We start from the raw sequence: 19,898 nt of genomic DNA, 5'->3' as shown, positions 1-19,898 counted from the left end.
GTCGGCCTTTTATTTTTGGAGTTGAAATGAATCATATCCCTCAGCATATCTTAGAGTTTTTGCGTGATTCTGCTCCCTTTGACGTACTTGACGAGCACGAATTAAATGCGTTAGCTGAGACGATTACGGTAGCGTATTTTAGCCAAGAAGATGTCGCAAACATCTTAAAGCAGCAACAAGGCGGCTTGTTTCTTATCTACAATGGGCAATATTCTGTCAAAGACTCAGCTGAGGCAGAGCGCCATGTGAGTGATGGGGATTATTTTGGCTGCGATAACCTTTGGCAAAAGCAACCGAACGCCATCACTATTACGGTCGACAGCCCAGGCTTAGTATATTGCATTCCTAAAAAGAGTTTTACTCACAGTGCCAAGAGCCACCCTAGCATTGAAGTCTTTTTTCGCAACTACACGTCAGAACAGATTTACAGCGAACAGGTCGATGATTCAAAATCGATGTGGCTGTACAAACCCATTCGAGAAGTGATTTCTGACGGGGTAGTCAGCGAAGATATTAAGAGCAGTATTTTGCAAGGTGTGCAAAAAATGTCGCACAGCAGCGTTTCGTCACTTGTGATCACTGATAATCAAGCGTTGGTTGGGATCTTAACTGACAGGGATATTCGTAATCGAGTGGTCGCCCAGCAGACGGATGTAAATCTGGCTGTAAGCGAAATCATGACTCAGGACCCGGTGAAGATTCACGATCAACGTACGCTATTTGATGCCTTATGCGTGATGACTGAGCACAATGTACATCATTTACCGGTTGTCGATAAAAATACCGGCGTACCCTTGGGAATGCTTACCGCCAGTGACATGATCCGTCACCAAAGAGGGAATGTATTATTCGTTATTAATGAGCTGACTAAAGCTCCTTCCTTGTATGAATTAACGCGGCTTTCTTGGCAGCTTCCCCATTACTTTTCGAAACATGCCAAACGACTGGGCGACTTTGACATTGCCGGCAAGGTGCTGTCTCAAGCGACAGACATTATGACCCGCAAATTAATTGGTTTTTACCAGCAGCAAAATGGGGAAGCACCCATGGAGTTTTGCTGGTTAGTGTACGGTTCGCAGGCACGAGAAGACCAAACGATGGGCTCAGATCAAGACAACGGGTTGTTATATGCAACTGAGCCTACTGAGCAACAGTCTGAGTATTTTGCCGGCATGGCTGAGTATGTGTGCAGGGGGTTAGATAAATGCGGTATTAAACTGTGCACGGGTAACATTATGGCCAGTAACCCGGCATTGCGTATGTCGGTCGCCCAAGCGGTACAACAAGCCCAAAGCTGGGTAAGAGAGCCAAGTCCTGAGGCTATATTAAACTGCAATATATTTCTTGATGTGCGTGCAGTGGCAGGAAATCGCTTTTTGCTTTCTCAGTTGCATTTAGAGCGTAAGGAGCTTCTCAGACAATCTCGTTTTATCGCAGCGTTAACGCGCCATGCTAGTGACGGGCATGTACCTTTATCCATGTTTCAAAAGTTTGTCTATAAGAAAGGCTTAGCCAAAAAAGACTGTATTGATTTAAAGAACAGCGGCGTGGCAATTATTAATAATTTAGTGCGTATTTATTCTTTGGCAAACGGCTTAACGATGCCATCGATTCCACAGCGTCTCGATGGCTTGCTATCGCATTCAGGATTATCCAGTAAAGACGTCAAAAACTTGCGAGATATTTGGTTGTTATTGAACCGTTTGCGTTGGCGCCATCAAATTCAGAATAAAGTGACAGATAATTATGTTTCAATTAGTGATTTGTCGTCTATCGAGAAGTATCAGCTAAAAGAAGCGATGCGCGTTATTCGCCGCACGCAACAGGCCGCCATATTCAAGTTTGCTGGTGGGTTAGGGTAAATGCACGTGTTTCGAGATAAAGAATAGCCATGCTGGAAAAACTTAAAAAGTGGTGGGCGCCCAAGGCCAATATACCCGAAAAATGGCTCAACATGCCCTTAGCAGAGATCCCTTTTCTGTGTATCGATTTAGAGCTTACTTCTTTAGATTTGAGCGCGACCAGAATATTGTCGATTGGCTGGGTGGAAGGAAAGGGAAAACAAATCGAACTGCAAAGCTGCTTCTATCAAGTGGTATCGACTACCGCTTCTTTAAATCAAAGCCCGGTAATTCATGGCTTAACGGCTGAAGATATTGCTCAAGGCCAACCGGTGCGCGTTGCGCTCGAAGCGTTAGTAAAGTATGCCAGTAGCCACGTATGGGTATTTCATTGTACCGGTTTAGACATGACTGTTTTGAATGGCGTATTCAAGAAGTTAAACATTCCCCTACCCACAGTGGTGACCTTAGATACATTGCGCTTTGGCTTGTATCAACTGACCAAAAATCTACGTCCGCCTCCGCCAAACGCCGTCGTTTTACCCGTCTGTAGGGCGCGTTATAACTTGCCAGCAGTGCCTGCCCACAACGCGTTGGATGATGCGATGGCGACATTGGAATTGTTGTTTGCGCAAATTCAAAAGTTTGCCCCTAAAAATAGCGACACATTGAAAAGTCTGGTGGTTACAGATGCCATCGAAGTCTTTGCAGCAAATACAGAATAACGGGCTGCCACCAAGGGAAAAGCAGTTTGTTATCTTGTTGTTAATTATTTGTTACTTTATTTCTCACTTTGTTATAGCGAAAAACCTACTTTTTAACTAAATTTGTAGGTGAAGCAAAGAGGAGAAGTATCGTGAATAATATGACAAAGCAGCATACATTCTGGTTAACTCTACTGTTTTTATTTAGCTTAACAGCTTGTCAATCAGCCCCGACCGTTAAACATGTTTCTGGCCCTATTTTACAAGACAATTTATTTCCAGGCGCTAAAGGCATCGCGGTCGAATCGGAAAAAGAGATTTTCCGTTTAGATAAAAACGCTCGCAGATACGTTCAGCAAACTGTGGGACACATAAAAGATCCTATCGAGCGAACGGAGACCCTAGCGCGCAGTATTTTTAAACGCCTAAACTTCGATTTACTTTATCGAGGTGATGCAAACACAACTGCCAATGAAACCTTTCACAATCGCGCAGCGAATTGTTTGTCGCTATCAATTATGACCTACGCCTTAGCCAATGAAGCTGATTTAGGGGTTAAGTTTCAAGATATACAGATTCCAGAATATTGGACACGTCGTGAAGGAGTGAGTCTGCTAAATGGGCATATTAATTTAGAAATAGTGCCAAAACAGCGTAGTGCGAATTCATTTTATTTTTATAAACGGGGTTATCAAATAGATTTTGATCCACAAACGTTAAGGCAGCACTTCCCTAAAAAGACCTTATCGAAGCAACAGGTTATTGCGATGTTTTATAACAATAAAGGCGCTGATGCTTTGATAAATAATGATAGGGATACGGCGTATGCATATTTCTCGGCGGCGCTACAAGTTCAGCCTGACTTTGACTCGGCGTTAGTGAACCTCGGATTTTTATATCGGGTATCAAAGCAATATGATTTGTCAGAGCGGGTGTATTTACGCGCGCTGGCCTCTTCTCCTGATAACTTGACCGCATGGGAGAATTTAGCGTATCTATATACCTACTCAAATCGACTTGATCAGGCGAATGAAATTCTCGCGCGGGTAGAAAGCAAACGTTTAAGAAACCCTTTTTACCATTTAGACTTAGGCAGAAGGGAATTTGACCAAGGGGATCTTCAATCTGCGTTGACACACTTTACCCGTGCACTGGCCATTGACAAGGGCCGCCATGAAATCTTTTATGCATTGGCTAAAACCTATCATGCCCTCGGAGAGGTATCTCAAACAGAGCGCTACTTGAAAAAGGCAAAACGTACGACTAAGAACCTGCAAGAAAAAGAGTTGTATCAAGGAAAGTTGGACTTGTTGTCGCGGATCTGATTATAAGCTGCACATGGCGAGTAAACGGAAAACCCACCTAGGCAGGTGGGTTTTTTATTGACGATATGCCGATTAAGGCTATGCTACGCCTAGTTCACGTAGGCGTTCAGCTAGGTATGTTTTCGCCGTATGGCGCTCTGACAATACAACTTCAGGGCGAGGGTGTAAAAACAACGGCAACGAGATACGCGACTTACTTTGGTCCGCGCCTTTAGGATTGATTACGCGATGAGAGGTCGACGGGAAGTAACCACCAGACGCCTCTTGCAGCATATCACCGATATTCACGATCAGAGTGCCGAAGTCACAAGGGACATCGATCCATTCATCCCCAGTCCCTTTTACTTGCAAGCCTGGTTCGTTTGCTGAGGGCAGAATCGTGAGTAGGTTAATATCTTCATGGGCTGCCGCACGGATGGCATCGGGCTCTTCGCTGCCAGTAATAGGCGGGTAGTGTAAAACGCGCAAAAGTGTTTGGTCGCTATCTACAGCCATGCCAGAAAGTGGTTCACTGTAATTTGCGGCTATCTCAGCAGGAGAATATTTTTCAACCCAGCCGAGTAGTTCAGATGCTAAATCATTCGCTGCTTGGTAATAATCCTGTAGCTCTTGCTTTAAATCAGGAGGGCATTTTCCCCATGGATAGTAATGAAAGTATTCTTTAATATCTTTCTTTTTAAATCCCTTTGCCGTTTCAGATACTTTGGTTGAAAAAAATCCGTCATGGCTTTGGTTATCAAAAGCGTAGTGAAGTTTATCGTCAGTATTGAAAAAGGCCTGCCAGTTCTCATAGATACTGGTCACCGATGATTGTTCAATCGGATGATTTTTAAGAACACCGAATCCAGTTTGACGTAATGATTCAACGAACTTTTTGTCCGCGTCTGGCGCTTTATAGTCGACGGCGAGCAATTGCATAATATTCTTTCCTGTCAGTCGTGTCGTGTGAATGGATTGCCCACCTTGGCATTCATTCCTTTTATTCTTGTTGGTTTACAAGCTTAAATATAAGCCTGCTAATGCGGCACTCATTAGGTTCGCTAACGTCGCCGCTAAAACCGCTTTTAACCCTAATTGTGCTATTTCTTTGCGTCTGCCAGGAGCAAGTGCACCAATGCCACCCATAAGTATCGCGATGGATGAAAAATTAGCAAAGCCACATAATGAGAAAATAACAATCGCTTGGGTTCCCGGAGATAAATCCGCTTGATACTTTAAAAAATCTACGTAGGCAACAAACTCGTTAACTACCATTTTTTGTCCGATAAAACTGCCGGCTAGATTAGCTTCGTCCCACGGCACCCCTAAAGCCCAAGCAAGAGGTTGAAATACATAACCTAGAATAACTTCGAAGCTTAAGTTCTCGAATCCAGCTAACGCACCAACCCACCCAATTAAGCCATTGAGCAAGGCAATAAGCGCAATAAAGGCGAGTAACATAGCACCAACATTTAATGCGAGCTGCATTCCTGACGCGGCCCCACTGGCCGCTGCGTCAAAGATGTTAGCGTATTTATCTTCTTCGTTATTGATCTCGGTTAGTTCGTTTTTAACTTCTTGGGTCTCAGGCATGATGATTTTAGCCATTAGCAAACCACCGGGCGCTGCCATAAAACTGGCCGCTAACAAATATTTAATTTCAACGCCCATACCTGCATACCCCGCCATGACTGAACCAGCAATAGAAGCCAAGCCGCCTACCATGATGGCGAATAGTTCTGAACGGGTCATGTGCGGTATGAAAGGTTTAACGACAAGAGGTGCTTCGGTTTGACCCACAAATATATTCGCAGCAGCCGACATCGACTCGGGGCGACTTGTTTTTAACGCAAACTGTAAGAAGCCGCCAATTAAGCGAATAATCCAAGACATGATACCGATGTGATATAACACCGAGATTAATGAAGAGAAAAATACAATGACTGGCAGTACGTTAAACGCAAAGATAAAGCCGAGGGACTTATTCCCCAATTGGCCGAATATGAAGTCTATGCCTTGCTGGCTGTATTCAATGATATTCTTCACATAGACGGTGAGGCCTAACAGAAAATCCTTCCCTGGCGGGAAATAAAGAACGAGCGCGCCAATTAGCGCTTGAATGGCAAATGCACCACCCACGGTGCGCCAGTTTATCGATTTGCGATGCGCAGAGAGCAGTATCGCAAGAATGAACAGAACTGCAATGCCGATCAAGCTGACCATTCTAATTCCTCAATTATTTTTTAAGTCGTTGTTATTATTATTAAAGCAATGTTTGCTGGATATGAGACTTAATGACATCCAATGCAATGCGGTTTTTTCCACCTTGGGTGACAATCACATCTGCTGTGAAACGACTCGGCGCAATGAACTGGTGATACATCGGCTTAACGGTGGTTTCATATTGTTTGGCAACAGATTCAATTGTGCGCCCACGCTCCGCGATATCGCGTTTCATACGGCGTAACAAGCAAATATCCAACGGAGTATCAACGAAAATCTTGATGTCGAATAATGGCTGTAACTCTTGATTAGCCAACAACATAATGCCTTCGATAATGATAACCGGTGCTGACATGAGCCTTTCGGTTTGGGCTAAGCGAGTGTGCGTTTTATAGCAGTAGTGAGGATAATCAACTGACTGCCAATTTTTAAGCGCGTGCAAGTGCTCAACCAATAATTCATGTTCAAATGCTTTAGGGTGATCGTAATTATTCTTTTCACGCTCTTCCATTGGTAGATGATCCTGAGCGCGATAATAGTGATCTTCACGAAGTATTTGTACATGTTTACCGTCTTCAGAAAACTCTTTTAGTAAATTTTCAGTAAACAGTGATTTACCCGAGCCAGAAGCACCGGAGATAGCGATAACGAGAGGGGCAGACATACTACTCCGAAATGATAGATATGAGATTGTCTGAAAGATACCAGCGAACGGTGAAAAAGTCAGTTTTCACAGCGCATTTATATAGCAATTTTTATGACAACTCGTAAACCACTACAATGTTAGCCCCTCTGATTAACATCAACGTAACAAGATTACGATTTGTTGACCATATGGTCAAGTTTTATATTGTAAAGCGTTACTCGGTTAACTGTTTGACTGTCTAACCGTTAGTGGGGCCACATTGGTTACGATAACGCTTGTTATTCTAGGGCTCGTTTCAGGTCGTTATTATTGCTTTCAGGGGAACTGCGTTTTCGTCTGCTATTTGCCAATGAAAACAATTTTAGTTGGATCGATGCTCACAAGGGCATAATTATGCAGTTTAGAACGCGAGCCTTCCCCTTGCGCTTTAGGTGGATAAAATAGCTCTTTCTCTTCTTGATGCTCGGCGAATATTTCGTCTAACGCTGAGCGTATCTCACTCAGTGTTTTATCCAGATTGGCTCCAAAGTCAGGACGTTTACGTTTAGTGTGGCCCAGTTCGATTAAGCGATAGAAATATTTGTTCGCTAATTGAATAAGCTCTTCTGGTACGTCACTACTGTTGCTTAGATTCGCGGTACTGTCTTGTATGCAAAAGTCGATTAGTGCTGCGTAAAAGCAAAATGGTTTGTTGGATAGAGCGATGCACTCTGGGCTATCGCTATAACATAAGCTTTTACTTTTTAAATCAATTGTTAACTGGTGGCTTGCTGGCTGCTCAGCCTCCTCAATTAACCCTTTTTCATTTTCTTTCGCTGCTAGAAGCTTTCTTATACACAAAAAGCTCATAACAAGTGCAAGTAACACAGGTATAGCGCTTATAAAATCCAACAGTTGAAGCGGCTTGATTTGATAACCAATGGCAATCTTTTGGTCGCTAGTTTGCAAAAAGGTCAACAAGTTCGATTCTGACTCTGGCACTGGTTGTATGCTTATTCCTTGAATACTGGTAACCGAAACGGGTGAACTGTTGTTTTCTAAGGCTGAGTTTAAGGTATTTATATAGCTGACCACTGAGCGAGCATCAGCAACGGTTTTAAACTTTGGATTGGCTAAGCGCAGTTTAGGTAAGTCAATGGCAATCCGGTTTTCTATTTTGGCCAAAAATAAACGATTGTTTGCTGATGCCTGATATGTCACACCAACAATATATGCGCATTGAAACAATAGCCAGATTGAAGCAAAGACAAGGGCGTAAATAAGTTTATTTTTCATCGGTCTGGGCGTCATGGCTAAAGCTAGAAAGGTTGCAATCGTTCGCATTGAGCTGCAATTGGCTATAATAATCAGACTGAGTTTGCATCGCTAACGTTTGTAGAATGGTCTGTATCTCACAAATTAAATCGGTATTGTGGGTTTCCATTTTTAAATACCATTTACTCCCACTGACTTTTGTTTTGATCGGTGTTCTATAATTTGCTGAAAAGCGTTGCTCGTCTTTGTCTTTCCAGAATGAAGAGATGATATCCACTTTTCCAGCGGCTAAAAGATCGCGCAGGGCTTCATGAGAATTGACGTAAATAATCTCCATACTCGACTCTGAAATGCCTAAATCATTCAACATTCCTTTGGGCACAATATGGCCCGAACGGCTACTCGGGTAATCTAACAAGCCGAGTCGTTTACCCCACAAATATTGCTTGGTCAGTTCAGGCTTTTCTTTTAGCGAGATTAAATAAGTAGAGTAATCTTTATATTGGGCAACGGTCTGGTAGCGGTAAGTTGTTTCTGCGGCAAAAGCTAACATAACGTTTTCCTTGACTAAGGCTAAGTCAGCTATCCCTTTTCCAACATATTGAATGATTTCTTGCTCATTATGGCTCCACTGAACGGTTACCTCACCGTACTGCCGATTGATCGTTTCACTACCGCATAATGACGAAAGTAACTTGCTTGCCATTCCTTGGTCGGTTATAAAAGCAACAAACATGTCACTATTTTTTACCGATTTTGTTTGGCATGTGAGCGATTGTGAAATTAAATTAGATAAATTTTCGCTTTTTATTACGCTTGAATACACACCCGCATACCAACTGGCTAGCATAAAAATTCCGGATAGGATGGGTAATGTGAATGCGCTGATAGACAAAATTTTAATCTGTACTCAAGTTAAGAGTTTTTACTTATTGAACTGATTTGACCAGTTAGTCTTACTTAAAGCAATAGGTAAGTTTATTTAAAAGATCTAACGTATTGATATTTAAGGGTTAATAATAAGAAGTTATGAATGTTGTTAAGGGGTTTTTACTTAGCAAAGATTAGTCACACTGACTACGTCAAAGTTTGTCACAAATCGTGTCACCTAATGACGTATAAAAATAAAAGTGGCCGTTAACAATAAGCGTTAGAAAGCGGGCAGGGAATTTTTGACCAATTAGTCAGATTGTTTGGTTATTGGTCAGTGCAGTAATATAAATGCAATATAAAAATCAAATAATAGCGGCATAAAATTAACACGATTTACTACTCACAAACCTTAGGAAACACACAATGCTAAGAAAAACTAAACTCACGAGCATCGCGCTAGCGGTAGCCATGTCACTCGGCATGTCTTCTGTTGCTGTTGCGCAAACCACCTCTTCTGGTATGACTGGGCAAATTGTTGGTCCAAACGGAAATCCAGCAGAAGGTACGGTTGTTAAAGTTACTCACGTTCCTACTGGCGCTGTTAAGACGGCGACCGTTAACTCTGCAGGTACTTTCAACCTTAACGGTTTGCGTGTTGGTGGCCCTTACACGATTGAACTTGATTCAAATACGTTCGCTGATCAGACGATTGAAGAGGTATACCTAAGCCTAGGTGAAACAGCCCCGATTAATCGTATGTTAGCCAATGAAGAAAATATTGAGCGTATCGCTGTATCAGCTTCTCAAGTTAGCAGTTTGTCTTTTGGTAAAATCGGCCCAGGCGCTAACTTTGATTTAGAGACTTTGCAAAACGCTCCTGCTATTAACCGTGACCTTACAGATATTGTAAGAATCGACCCACGCATCTACGTTGATGAAGGCGGAAGCGGCGGCATTCAGTGTGTAGGTAAAAGCCCTCGTTTCAACAGCTTAACTGTTGATGGCGTGCGCATGAATGACTTGTTTGGTCTTAACTCAAATGGTTACCCAACTGAAAGAATGCCATTTTCTTTCGATGCGATTGAAGGTGTTGCCGTAGAAATTGCTCCGTTTGACGTTATCTATGGTGGTTTCTCAGCTTGTAATATCAGTGCAGTAAGTAAAACGGGTACTAACGAAGTACACGGAACTGCTTTCTATGATTACGGTAGCAATGACCTACGTGGTGACTCTTTAGAAGGTGATGATGTTAATATTGGCGACTACACTGAAAAACGTTATGGTTTCAGTGTTGGTGCTCCGCTAATTAAAGACAAACTATTCATCTTTGCGGCATACGAAAAACTAGAAGGTGCGAACCTGTTCGACCGTGGTGTTGCTGGTTCTGGTGCAATCAACGAAGTTGCTCTTACGCAAACGCAATTAGACGACATTATTCGAATCTCTAATGATTTATATCAGTTTGACCCAGGCACTGTTCCTTCAAGCCTTGCTAACGAAGATGAAAAACTACTAGTCAAATTGGACTGGAACATAAACGAGCAACACCGTGCATCTTTCACTTATAACTGGAATGATGGCAACAACTTTGCTGAATCTGATGGTGATTCTGATGAGTTTGAATTATCTAGCCACTTGTACGAACGTGGTGCAGAGCTGACATCTTACTCAGGTGTATTGTATTCTGACTGGAGTGATAAATTCTCTACCGAAATGCGCGTTTCTTACACTGACTTGGATAACCGTCAAAACTCATTGACTGGTGATGGTTCAGTTGGCGGAAATGATTTTGGTGAGGTGAAGCTCGATGTAGATGATATAACAGTTTTCTTAGGTTCGGATGATAGCCGCCAAGTGAATGACCTGAACTGGGAAGCGCTTAGCATGATGTTCCGTGGTAACTATTACCTTGATAATGGTCACACAATTACATTTGGCTACGAAAGTGATGACTTAGAAATATATAACATATTTGTGCAGCACGCTGAAACATCGCTTTCTTTTGACAGCATTGAAGACTTTGAAAATGGTATTGCTAGTGACGTTGAGTATGGCCATGCCTATTCAGGTGACATTAATGACCGCGCTGCAGAGTGGGGTTACACTTCACACAGCACCTATATTCAAGATGACTTCTACTTAACAGATGACCTGAAGATAATCGCAGGTTTACGTTATGACTGGATTACTACATCTGACAAGCCTGTAGAGAATGCAGACTTCGTAGCTGGTAATGGTTACAGCAACACGGCAAACCTAGACGGTATTAGTTTGCTTCAACCGCGTATTGGTTTGAACTATACCCTAAGTGACAGTACTGAAATTCGTGGTGGCGTAGGCTTATTCTCTGGTGGTAACCCGAATGTATGGATGACCAATAATTACCAAAACACCAACGTAACAGGCGGTGAGGTAGACGGCGGTGATTTCGGTTATGACGATAGGTCTCGCAGTTTATTCGACGATGATGTTGTTTGGGTAAACGTTGAAGATGGCGCTCCAGTTGGCCCTGGTTACGGTGTACCTTCAGAACTTGATGCTTTGTTGGATAATGGTGAAGCTGCCAACTTTGAATCAAATAACTTAGACCCTGACTTTGAAATGCCAAGTGAGTGGAAAGTTTCTGCGGGTATAACGCACGTTACAGACTCTGATTACATTTTAAATGCAGATTTATTAGTGTCGTTTACGCAAGACCAAGCGATGATTAAATATGTTGGTATTGAAGAAGTTGGACTGACTGACGAAGGTTATATTGATTACGGCAGAAACGGTTATGGTTCACTTGAATTAACTAATTCTGACGAAGTTTCTACTTCTTACTCATTGACGGGTACTTTAGAGAAGACTTGGGATAACGGCTTGCGTTTAGTAACGGGTTATTCTTATAACCACGCTGAAGATGTGCAACCTATGACCAGCTCGGTAGCGTTCTCGAACTACCAATATCGCGCGTTTACTAACCCGAATGAAGACGTATCTTCACTATCGGATTGGAACATTGAGCATCGCTTTACAGCTGACTTCAGTTATTCAGTTGAATTGTTTGCAGGATTAGAAACTCGCTTTAACATGTATGCTTTGGCTCAATCGGGACGTCCTTATAGTTTCACTCTTTCTCAAGATGACGGCAACGGCATCTTTGGCTTTACACCTTACTTAGACAGTAACAGTGTGCTTCCTATCGGAGCTGAGAGAAACGATCAAGAAAGTGATTGGTGGGCTAAAATTGATGTTGCTGTTAGACAAGAGATCCCAGCTTTTGCTGATGGTCACTCAGCGACTGTTAGCTTAACTATCGATAACTTTACCAACATGATTAACGATGATTGGGGTATATTGGAAGAGGTTTCATTCAATACAGCTACAATCGGCAATACTTCGCCTCAAAGTCGTCAAGGTGATGCATCTTTGTGGGAAATGCGTATTGGTGTTAACTACAGATTCTAATCATTAAATGATTATGGTGGAAAGCCGGCTCTTGTAGCCGGCTTTTTTATTGGTGTAAAGGATGTAGAAATGTACAAAGTTGTTGGATTATTGATATTACTTGCAGGGGGGGCTTTAGTGGCGCAAGCAAAAACAGTGCGTATAGCGACATACAATGTGAGTATGGAAGCAAGTAACTACTTACCTCGCGGGGTTTCTCCTGTAGGGAATGAGTTATTTGAAAATTTGAAAACGGGTGATAATCAGCAGATACGTAATATTGCTGAGATTATTCAGCGTGTGCGCCCTGATATCATTTTACTCAATGAATTTGATTACACCTCAGATGATGACAAGGGTGTAAAAGCATTTATCAATAACTATTTGCTCGTATCTCAGCATGGTAACAAGCGCATTGATTACCCATATTTTTATACTGCGCCTGTGAATACGGGGGTGGCTTCTGGAGTTGATCTTAACCATAACGGAATGTCTACTGACAATGGTGGAGATACGTTTGGTTTTGGTTTGTATCCAGGGCAGTACGGCATGCTCTTGTTAAGCAGGTATCCTATTCAGCGAGACACCATTCGCACCTTCCAGCACTTCTTGTGGCAGGACATGCCAAATGGGTTGCTCAGCAGCGTGAAAGCCGAAGACGGCTCTGATTGGTATTCGCCTGAGGCACAAGCGGTGTTTAGGCTATCTTCTAAGTCTCACTGGGATGTGCCTATTACTTTACATAACCAAACGGTTCATATACTTGCCAGTCACCCAACTCCCCCTGTGTTTGATGGGCCAGAAAACCGCAATGGAAAGCGTAATCATGATGAAATCCGTTTTTGGACGGATTATATTTCCGCTGGCAAGGTTGCCGATTATGTTTACGATGATAAAGGCCGAAAGGGAGGCATTAACAGCAATCAGTTCGTCATACTGGGAGACCTAAACGCATCTGCAAAAGAAGGAGACGGAAATAAGGAAGGCATTGGCGGACTGCTCAATAACGCTAAGGTGAATAACCAGAGTATACCGCACAGTGAAGGTGGGGCTTTGCACAGCCCTAATAACGAACTGGGGCCATCGCATACGGCTTTCTGGCGAATGCGTGCTGATTATGTGATCCCAAGTAAAGCGTTAGGCGAGGTGACTGACAGTGGTGTATTTTGGCCCACGCCTCAAGATCCTTTACATCGATTAATTAGGGACCGTCAGGCATCGTCTGATCACCGTTTGGTGTGGGTAGATGTCGATATTGCCCCGTAGTCACGTTTGATACAATTTAATAAGCGATTGATGCTCCTGTACAGGCAATAACCCTGTACGGCGAGTAAATACTGCGACGTTAAACGTTTTCGAATAACGCCTCAACTCGCATGCGAATTTCTTCTATTTTGTTTATATCGGACGGAGCGATAAAAATAGTATCGTCACCGGCAATCGTGCCTAATACACCGTCTTTTTGGCTCAATGAATCTAACAATCTAGCGATGAGTTGAGCGGCGCCTGGGCTCGTGCGGATGATGATCATGACATTGTTATGCACTATGTCTAATACCAATTGACGAAGTGGACTGCGAGCGGTTGGCATGCCAAGTTCTGGCGGCAAGCAATACACCATATCGCCCCGTGCGTTGCGGGTTCGCACTGCGCCAAATTTACTCAGCATGCGAGAGACCTTAGATTGGCTTATGTTGTCAAAGTTTTGCGTTTTCAATGCATCAACGATATCGCCTTGAGAGCCAAAATTTTCGGCCTTTAAAATGTCCTTAAACGCCTTGATGAGTTCTTCTTGCTTATTTGTAGCCATATATTCCTCTGTTTATAGTGGCTATTTTGCCTTAGTACTTGAAGTTAAGCAATTTGCCCACACATTCATTTTCGAACAATTTCAGCTAAGCAATTATTTGTTTTTTCGCGGGTCTTGCATTAGTGTTTCGTTCGCGAATTGATTAGCATTCCACAGGAGAGAATTATGAAAGTAGCGGTATTAGGTGCAGCTGGCGGTATAGGCCAAGCATTATCATTGTTGTTAAAAACTCAATTGCCAGCTGGTACAGAGCTAGCCCTTTACGACGTAGCCCCTGTCGTACCTGGCGTTGCGGTTGATTTAAGTCATATCCCTACTGACGTAAAAGTTGAAGGTTTCGGTAAAGACGACCTTGCCAAAGCGTTATCAGGTAGTGACATTGTTCTTATTCCTGCCGGTGTTCCACGTAAACCTGGTATGGATCGCTCTGATTTGTTCAATATTAATGCTGGGATCGTTAGAAACCTAGTAGACGGTGTTGCTGATAATTGCCCAGAAGCATGCGTATGTATCATCACTAACCCAGTTAACACGACCGTAGCGATCGCTGCTGAAGCGTTGAAGGCTAAGGGTGTATACAACAAGAACAAATTGTTCGGTGTTACAACGCTTGACGTTATTCGCGCAGAAACCTTCGTTGGTAACCTACGTGACTTGAACCCTGCGAACGTACATGTGCCGGTTATCGGTGGACACTCAGGTACAACTATTCTTCCTTTGTTATCGCAAGTAGAAGGTGTTGAGTTTACTGATGAAGAAGTAGCAAGTTTAACAACTCGCATTCAAAACGCAGGTACTGAAGTGGTTGAAGCAAAAGCAGGTGGTGGATCAGCGACCTTGTCTATGGGCCAAGCAGCTGCACGCTTCTGTTTATCACTAGTGTCAGCGATGCGCGGTGAAAACGTTGTTGAATATACCTATGTTGAAACAAACAGCGATGACGCACAGTTCTTCTCTCACCCAGTGCGCTTGGGTAAGAATGGTGTAGAAGAGATTTTACCTTATGGTGAATTGAGCGATTTCGAGCAAAAGGCTAAAGAGTCTATGCTTGAAGGCCTACGCGGTGACATCAAACTAGGTGTTGAATTCGTTAATAACTAATTCGTCCCTTAGATACAAAAAAACCAGCGCGAGCTGGTTTTTTTATACCTACTATTCAGCAAATTTATATTGCTGATGTTTTAGGCTGCCATTGGATCTTGACCTAGGGGTTTGGTAGGGCGTGTGGCGATATTCGGATCTTTAACCTGGCCTGCAGTGCCTGCAACAAGTGGTGTATTTGCTGACGCAATACGTACCGAAGCTAACTTCGCATCAATACACTGGCGTATATCGTTGGCGGTGTAGCCTGAGCGTACTTTAATGCGCACATGGGGAATACGTGCCGCATCTAGTGCGCCACTGACGAACCAATCTCGCTGGCGTTTGTAGCCATCTTTACCGTTTTGAGTTGCATGTACCAGATCAATGGCGATGACGGGTGACATATCTCCTTTGGCGCACAGCACAAAATCAAGATGGCGTCCGCTCGTGCGACTCAGGGCACTTTTGGCGGCTTTTTTGTTGAGACTGTCTCGGGTGGCAACGACATCAGAAAGCTTAACGCGGCACATGACTCTAAACTGATTGCCCACCGCTTCATCAATAAGCGCGAGAAAGCTACGTTCTACCGGGGTGAATAAATTTTGTTTTTTCTTAAACGGGAAGGTTAAGCTGGGTTCATTTAATTTTACCGCGCCAATTGCCACTACGATTAATATCATCATTAAGATAATTGCCAATTCCATACCTGCTCCTAGAGACCTGCCAAATATTTGACAGTTTTCGCCTGTGTTGATGTCTATAGGAGATATAGCAAAGAGAGTGCCAGAGCTATTTAATACCAATCCGCATTAATAAGTGACCTCCTCAGATTGCGTCCAGCGGTTTTTGATTAAGGCGTCGCTATGAAGTAATGGTTGTTCCCTTTCGAATAGTGAGAACGCAGAGCAAAAGCCGCTGGGGCATTCCTTGCAGGCGAGTTTTAAAAGGGCTTACACTGCGTTGCATGACTTCGAAAGAGAACAACTATTCATTCAGTCATGCGCCTTGTTTAAGCCCTTTTAAACTCTCGCTGAGTGATCACTTATTAACGTGGAATGGTATAAGTAAGAGTGAAATTGCTAGGGGTTAACGAGTATATCCACTTGGCTGCCAGTACCATCTGGCGAAATCACGATAATGGTCTGATCGTTTGCCTGACGCATTAAAATTCGATTCTGTGACAAGCTTTGATTTACTGGGCCGTCCATTTGTTGACGGAAAAAATGCTCAAGCTCATCGGATGTTTGCTTACTATGATAAGTAAGCGAAGCAGGAAGGTCATCAGCGAAAACATGACATGCACTCGCATCTGTTGTTAGCTGTACGCTATAAAAGTTTGAAGGACACGCAGATTCTGAGACACTCGTTGTTTTCTCGCTTCGACTTTCGCCGTGCAACGTATTCGAAAATAGCAAACTGATGAGTAAACCGCCTAGCGTACGTTTAACGAGTTCTGTTGTTAATAGCATAAGAAACCTTTTCTGATCGATCACCATAATAAATATCTCATGTATGACTGGCAAACTTTGATACCGTATCTTAGGTATAGGATCTTATTGATGGGTATGGCACCGATGAAGGAGGGGAAATGAATATTATTAGAGAGTATTTGCGCTTGGCGGTTTTTGCTATGGGTTTACTTTCAGGTGTGCAAATCCCAGCGTTTATCGACCAGTATCAAAAACGCGTTGACGCCCACTTACTCGAAGCACGACAAAATTTAGCTGGCTTTAAACAAACCGCAGAGCGCTATTTCGAGGGGGATATGACGGCGCTTATTCATCATTATCGTAGCAGCCCAGATGCTGTATTTCAGCAAGATGCTAAAAATGTTCAGCTTATCTATGAGCGAACCACGCTACTACAAAACCAGTGGGATAATTTAAACAGTGGGGTCGTTGAACGAGCTTATTATGTTGCGCGCCACTATAATCCACAGATTTTGCAGGAAACGATCAACCAATATAGTTATACCGTGCCTTTAGAGCCAGTCGCACTCGGATGGGGAATATGCATCGCATTATTATTCGCTGCTGTGTTTGATATATTCATAGGCTTAAGTGCTAAAACGTGTTCAGTGTGTTATCACGCCGCTCGGAATAAAGCGAAATTGAATCATTAATCCTGTCGCTATTTGTGTGTTGATATGAAAAAGCCGGCTCGCTTAGCGACGAGCCGGCCTAATTACCATTTAATTAATGGTGACTATGGTTAAAGACTATTCCGATTCGTGTGGATAACGAACTGAATAACGCATCGTTAATTGCTGTCCTTCAACAAAGGTTTTGTATTCCTGACGACTAATCTTGTCATCGCTGTCCACATCGGCGTTATCAAAGTGCTCTGATATTTCAGCGTCTTTTGCTTCACCTTTACTGATAAAGCCGTTGTTGTCTGAATCGACTTCAGCAAACGTTTGCTCGATAGGCGCTGGCTGTTCAGGGTCCTTTAATGCCGGATTATTACTTTCTAAATCAGAGCTGATCGTTACGTCTGCTGATTCAGCTAAGGTTTGTTCATTTTTACTGGCTTGCTCAGTCCCTTCTGACGACTGGTCTTCAAGCTCTTTATGGATGGCGTTTGCATTGTGGTCCACTGTATCTTGACCCTCAACACTAAGCTCTTTCGCATTATCTAATGCATTTTGCGCATTTGACTCTGCATCTTTCATCGCCATCTCACTATCTTTACTGGTGTTAACGTCATCATGAGCATCATGTTGAGTTAGCTGAGTATCGACTTTTGCATTACTGGTTTGTGCATTGGCGGAAATCGCATCTTGTTTAGCTTGGCTTAAGCCGTCAGTGGCTCGTTCGCCTTCTGCATTATCTATCGTGCTTTTCGCACCAGCCATAGCTTCAGCAGAGTTTGCTCCAGCGGTTTGTTCAAGCGTATCGCCTGCATCAGCTAAAGGCAGATCAGCTTCGCTGTAAATACTGGCATAGGTATTAAACTCTCTTGGGCTAAGTTGGCCGTCTTCGTCTTCGTCCACTTTGACAAAGTAAGTCCATACATTATCTTGGTTCGCTTCTCCCTGAGAAACAAACCCGTCTTTGTTGGTATCTAAGGCGGCAAATGTTTTGTCAGTAGGTGTTGATGCAGATTCTGATACTTCTACTTCCTGCTGTGCTGCTATTGCAGATGATGCCATTACACCCGTAATGATTGTTGCTAAGGTAAGTTTTTTCATAATTTGTTCCTCGGTTCGTGTATCTCCGTAAACCACAAGGAGAAGTTACTTTCAAAGAACTTAATTCATAACCCGTGCCATGAAATTATATTGTTTTATTTCAATGCGTTAGGTTTTGTCTTGCCATATTGTTAACGTTATGTTGCGTAAGTTTGGCGACAAAAAGTGAAAAAAATTCATAAAGGAAGAGGAGGGGGTAGAGGTAATATGAGTGCAAATGAGAGGGGGGAACGTGAGACACTAAAGTGATTGTCTCACGTGAATTTTAACCGAATTCATTTCAACCGAATTTAAACAGTAAACGACGCACCACAACCACAGGTTGTTGTCGCGTTAGGGTTATTCACTAAAAAGCGTGAACCTTCTAAACCTTCAGTGTAATCAACTTCTCCGCCTACTAAGTACTGTAGGCTCATTGGATCAACAACCAATGTCACTTGGTCTTTATCAATGGTGGTGTCGCCTTCGTTGACCTTTTCGTCGAAAGTAAAGCCATATTGAAAGCCGGAACATCCGCCACCGGTGACGTAAACACGTAATTTTAAATTTGGGTTTTCTTCTTCATCGACTAGCGCCTTAACTTTACGTGCGGCGGCGTCGGAGAATTCAATTGGAACTGCTGTTTGCACCGACATAAATTACCTCTGTGTATACAAATAAGTGAATGGGGGATAGCGCGGATCGCAAGATTTTACGGTAAGCGAGCTATATAATGGCGCCATTATCTAATACCTGACTAATCTAATCAACTATTCGCTGCTCGATAGTCGCCAATCGAAGGTTTTATTTAGTTCTCCGAGCTTGCGTTTATACTTATAAACGTCGGCGCTTATCACGACTTTTTCAACCAAGAAGTCTGCAGGTAAGGTAAATTCCTGTTCCAACATTTGAAAATATTTAAAGCGAAACTTGATCGGCGCACCTTGTTCGATCAGATTGGCTAGAGTGTAAGTCGTGGGCTGACCATTTTCACTACCATGCAAAACAATGTGCAAGCTACCATTAAGCGTGGCCTTAATTTTATCTTGTTGCAAGAGCACTAGCTTCAAACGGTAAAAGTGTTCGCTTAGGGTTTTTTCTATGGCAAAACCGTCAATGGCCAGACCCGTTGCACTTAATTCGGGGGCCATCACCTGTTGATAAAAAGTGAGTTCCTTACGCAATGATGCTTCCCTGGCTAATGCCTGTTCAATGGTATCGGTCAATTTATCTTGTGTTGTTTTTGCGATCTGTAATTCGACGCTCATCACGTTTACCTGCTGTGACAGAGCCGCATTCTCAATGCGTAGACTCTCGCTGCTACTATTAAGTTGCTTTAAATGGGTTTGTTGCTCGCTGCTGAATTTATGGCCTAAAGAAAAGGCTAAATAGGCAGTGAATATTAGAACAATTAAACAAAGGGCGTAAAATTGATAAGGGCCGTAACGCTGTTTTAACTCAGAATAATTTACCAATTGCTTAACCTTGCCCGCATAATAAAATCAAAAATTTAAGGTAACCCCTTACATTACAGCGGCTTGTGGTAAGATGATGCCATTCTA

The 19,898-nt window shown here is 42.9% G+C and carries 18 protein-coding genes; 7 read left to right on the top strand and 11 right to left on the bottom strand.

The window, feature by feature from the left end:
* The first annotated feature begins 26 nt into the window (after positions 1-26).
* From GCHA_RS16485 to GCHA_RS16475, 3 genes are all read left to right on the top strand, one after another.
* Positions 27-1,862 carry a DUF294 nucleotidyltransferase-like domain-containing protein gene (locus tag GCHA_RS16485; protein ID WP_007990256.1) on the top strand — a complete coding sequence of 612 codons (1,836 nt, stop codon included), beginning with the start codon at positions 27-29 and terminating at the stop codon, positions 1,860-1,862.
* Between the two features lie 29 nt (positions 1,863-1,891).
* The gene (locus GCHA_RS16480; protein WP_007990254.1) at positions 1,892-2,566 is read left to right on the top strand and encodes a 3'-5' exonuclease; all 675 of its coding nucleotides are present in this window, start codon (positions 1,892-1,894) and stop codon (positions 2,564-2,566) included.
* Positions 2,567-2,697: 131 nt separating this feature from the next.
* Positions 2,698-3,870, top strand: coding sequence for a tetratricopeptide repeat protein (locus tag GCHA_RS16475; RefSeq protein ID WP_007990253.1), 1,173 nt, complete (start codon positions 2,698-2,700; stop codon positions 3,868-3,870).
* Between the two features lie 78 nt (positions 3,871-3,948).
* Here the strand turns inward: GCHA_RS16475 and GCHA_RS16470 are convergent, their stop codons facing one another.
* From GCHA_RS16470 to GCHA_RS16450, 5 genes are all read right to left on the bottom strand, one after another.
* A complete protein-coding gene (locus tag GCHA_RS16470) occupies positions 3,949-4,788 on the bottom strand; it encodes a 2OG-Fe(II) oxygenase family protein (protein WP_007990251.1) in 840 nt (279 codons plus the stop codon).
* A 75-nt stretch (positions 4,789-4,863) separates the two neighbouring features.
* Positions 4,864-6,072, bottom strand: coding sequence for a NupC/NupG family nucleoside CNT transporter (locus tag GCHA_RS16465; RefSeq protein WP_007990249.1), 1,209 nt, complete (start codon positions 6,070-6,072; stop codon positions 4,864-4,866).
* A 40-nt stretch (positions 6,073-6,112) separates the two neighbouring features.
* Positions 6,113-6,736 (bottom strand): uridine kinase, encoded by a 624-nt coding sequence (udk, locus tag GCHA_RS16460; protein WP_007990247.1) that lies wholly within the window; start codon positions 6,734-6,736, stop codon positions 6,113-6,115.
* Positions 6,737-7,057: 321 nt separating this feature from the next.
* Entirely contained in the window at positions 7,058-7,993 is a 936-nt protein-coding gene (locus tag GCHA_RS16455; protein ID WP_007990245.1) for a hypothetical protein, read from the bottom strand.
* Complete coding sequence (locus tag GCHA_RS16450; protein WP_039992663.1) at positions 7,983-8,822, bottom strand: PhnD/SsuA/transferrin family substrate-binding protein; 840 nt, start codon at positions 8,820-8,822, stop codon at positions 7,983-7,985. Before GCHA_RS16450 ends, GCHA_RS16455 begins: the two co-directional genes overlap by 11 nt.
* 446 nt (positions 8,823-9,268) lie before the next feature.
* Here GCHA_RS16450 and GCHA_RS16445 point away from each other — a divergent pair, with 446 nt between their 5' ends.
* Both GCHA_RS16445 and GCHA_RS16440 read left to right on the top strand, forming a co-directional pair.
* Positions 9,269-12,295, top strand: coding sequence for a TonB-dependent receptor (locus GCHA_RS16445; protein ID WP_007990240.1), 3,027 nt, complete (start codon positions 9,269-9,271; stop codon positions 12,293-12,295).
* A gap of 69 nt (positions 12,296-12,364) precedes the next feature.
* The gene (locus GCHA_RS16440) at positions 12,365-13,540 is read left to right on the top strand and encodes an endonuclease/exonuclease/phosphatase family protein (RefSeq protein ID WP_007990238.1); all 1,176 of its coding nucleotides are present in this window, start codon (positions 12,365-12,367) and stop codon (positions 13,538-13,540) included.
* A 79-nt stretch (positions 13,541-13,619) separates the two neighbouring features.
* Here GCHA_RS16440 and argR read toward each other — a convergent pair whose 3' ends face one another.
* Entirely contained in the window at positions 13,620-14,084 is a 465-nt protein-coding gene (argR, locus tag GCHA_RS16435; protein WP_007990236.1) for a transcriptional regulator ArgR, read from the bottom strand.
* Between the two features lie 165 nt (positions 14,085-14,249).
* Here argR and mdh point away from each other — a divergent pair, with 165 nt between their 5' ends.
* Complete coding sequence (mdh, locus tag GCHA_RS16430) at positions 14,250-15,185, top strand: malate dehydrogenase (RefSeq protein WP_007990234.1); 936 nt, start codon at positions 14,250-14,252, stop codon at positions 15,183-15,185.
* 80 nt (positions 15,186-15,265) lie between these two features.
* Here mdh and GCHA_RS16425 read toward each other — a convergent pair whose 3' ends face one another.
* Positions 15,266-15,871, bottom strand: coding sequence for a DUF2726 domain-containing protein (locus tag GCHA_RS16425; RefSeq protein ID WP_007990232.1), 606 nt, complete (start codon positions 15,869-15,871; stop codon positions 15,266-15,268).
* 375 nt (positions 15,872-16,246) lie between these two features.
* Positions 16,247-16,636, bottom strand: coding sequence for a hypothetical protein (locus tag GCHA_RS16420; RefSeq protein ID WP_007990230.1), 390 nt, complete (start codon positions 16,634-16,636; stop codon positions 16,247-16,249).
* A gap of 119 nt (positions 16,637-16,755) precedes the next feature.
* On the opposite strand from GCHA_RS16420, the gene GCHA_RS16415 reads away from it, so the two are divergent.
* A complete protein-coding gene (locus GCHA_RS16415; protein WP_007990228.1) occupies positions 16,756-17,289 on the top strand; it encodes a DUF2937 family protein in 534 nt (177 codons plus the stop codon).
* A 96-nt stretch (positions 17,290-17,385) separates the two neighbouring features.
* Here the strand turns inward: GCHA_RS16415 and GCHA_RS16410 are convergent, their stop codons facing one another.
* The 3 genes from GCHA_RS16410 to GCHA_RS16400 all read right to left on the bottom strand — a co-directional run bounded on the left by GCHA_RS16410 (position 17,386) and on the right by GCHA_RS16400 (position 19,811).
* Positions 17,386-18,357, bottom strand: a complete 972-nt coding sequence (locus tag GCHA_RS16410) for an EF-hand domain-containing protein (RefSeq protein WP_007990226.1) — start codon at positions 18,355-18,357, stop codon at positions 17,386-17,388.
* A gap of 290 nt (positions 18,358-18,647) precedes the next feature.
* Positions 18,648-18,992 carry an iron-sulfur cluster insertion protein ErpA gene (erpA, locus tag GCHA_RS16405; protein WP_007990224.1) on the bottom strand — a complete coding sequence of 115 codons (345 nt, stop codon included), beginning with the start codon at positions 18,990-18,992 and terminating at the stop codon, positions 18,648-18,650.
* 114 nt (positions 18,993-19,106) lie between these two features.
* Positions 19,107-19,811, bottom strand: coding sequence for a DUF6776 family protein (locus GCHA_RS16400; protein WP_007990222.1), 705 nt, complete (start codon positions 19,809-19,811; stop codon positions 19,107-19,109).
* Positions 19,812-19,898 lie beyond the last annotated feature (87 nt).

The sequence above is a fragment of the Paraglaciecola chathamensis S18K6 genome (genome assembly GCA_000314955.1).
Classification (GTDB): domain Bacteria; phylum Pseudomonadota; class Gammaproteobacteria; order Enterobacterales; family Alteromonadaceae; genus Paraglaciecola; species Paraglaciecola chathamensis.
This window is presented reverse-complemented; position numbering and strand designations above follow the sequence as displayed.

What these genes read in the sequence shown, in the direction of transcription:
- GCHA_RS16485 (WP_007990256.1), top strand. Translation starts at nt 27, where the DNA reads ATGAATCATATCCCTCAGCATATCTTAGAGTTTTTGCGTGATTCTGCT.
- GCHA_RS16480 (WP_007990254.1), top strand. Translation starts at nt 1,892, where the DNA reads ATGCTGGAAAAACTTAAAAAGTGGTGGGCGCCCAAGGCCAATATACCC.
- GCHA_RS16470 (WP_007990251.1), bottom strand. Translation starts at nt 4,788, where the DNA reads ATGCAATTGCTCGCCGTCGACTATAAAGCGCCAGACGCGGACAAAAAG.
- GCHA_RS16465 (WP_007990249.1), bottom strand. Translation starts at nt 6,072, where the DNA reads ATGGTCAGCTTGATCGGCATTGCAGTTCTGTTCATTCTTGCGATACTG.
- udk (WP_007990247.1), bottom strand. Translation starts at nt 6,736, where the DNA reads ATGTCTGCCCCTCTCGTTATCGCTATCTCCGGTGCTTCTGGCTCGGGT.
- GCHA_RS16455 (WP_007990245.1), bottom strand. Translation starts at nt 7,993, where the DNA reads ATGAAAAATAAACTTATTTACGCCCTTGTCTTTGCTTCAATCTGGCTA.
- GCHA_RS16450 (WP_039992663.1), bottom strand. Translation starts at nt 8,822, where the DNA reads ATGCTAGCCAGTTGGTATGCGGGTGTGTATTCAAGCGTAATAAAAAGC.
- GCHA_RS16445 (WP_007990240.1), top strand. Translation starts at nt 9,269, where the DNA reads ATGCTAAGAAAAACTAAACTCACGAGCATCGCGCTAGCGGTAGCCATG.
- GCHA_RS16440 (WP_007990238.1), top strand. Translation starts at nt 12,365, where the DNA reads ATGTACAAAGTTGTTGGATTATTGATATTACTTGCAGGGGGGGCTTTA.
- argR (WP_007990236.1), bottom strand. Translation starts at nt 14,084, where the DNA reads ATGGCTACAAATAAGCAAGAAGAACTCATCAAGGCGTTTAAGGACATT.
- mdh (WP_007990234.1), top strand. Translation starts at nt 14,250, where the DNA reads ATGAAAGTAGCGGTATTAGGTGCAGCTGGCGGTATAGGCCAAGCATTA.
- GCHA_RS16425 (WP_007990232.1), bottom strand. Translation starts at nt 15,871, where the DNA reads ATGGAATTGGCAATTATCTTAATGATGATATTAATCGTAGTGGCAATT.
- GCHA_RS16420 (WP_007990230.1), bottom strand. Translation starts at nt 16,636, where the DNA reads ATGCTATTAACAACAGAACTCGTTAAACGTACGCTAGGCGGTTTACTC.
- GCHA_RS16415 (WP_007990228.1), top strand. Translation starts at nt 16,756, where the DNA reads ATGAATATTATTAGAGAGTATTTGCGCTTGGCGGTTTTTGCTATGGGT.
- GCHA_RS16410 (WP_007990226.1), bottom strand. Translation starts at nt 18,357, where the DNA reads ATGAAAAAACTTACCTTAGCAACAATCATTACGGGTGTAATGGCATCA.
- erpA (WP_007990224.1), bottom strand. Translation starts at nt 18,992, where the DNA reads ATGTCGGTGCAAACAGCAGTTCCAATTGAATTCTCCGACGCCGCCGCA.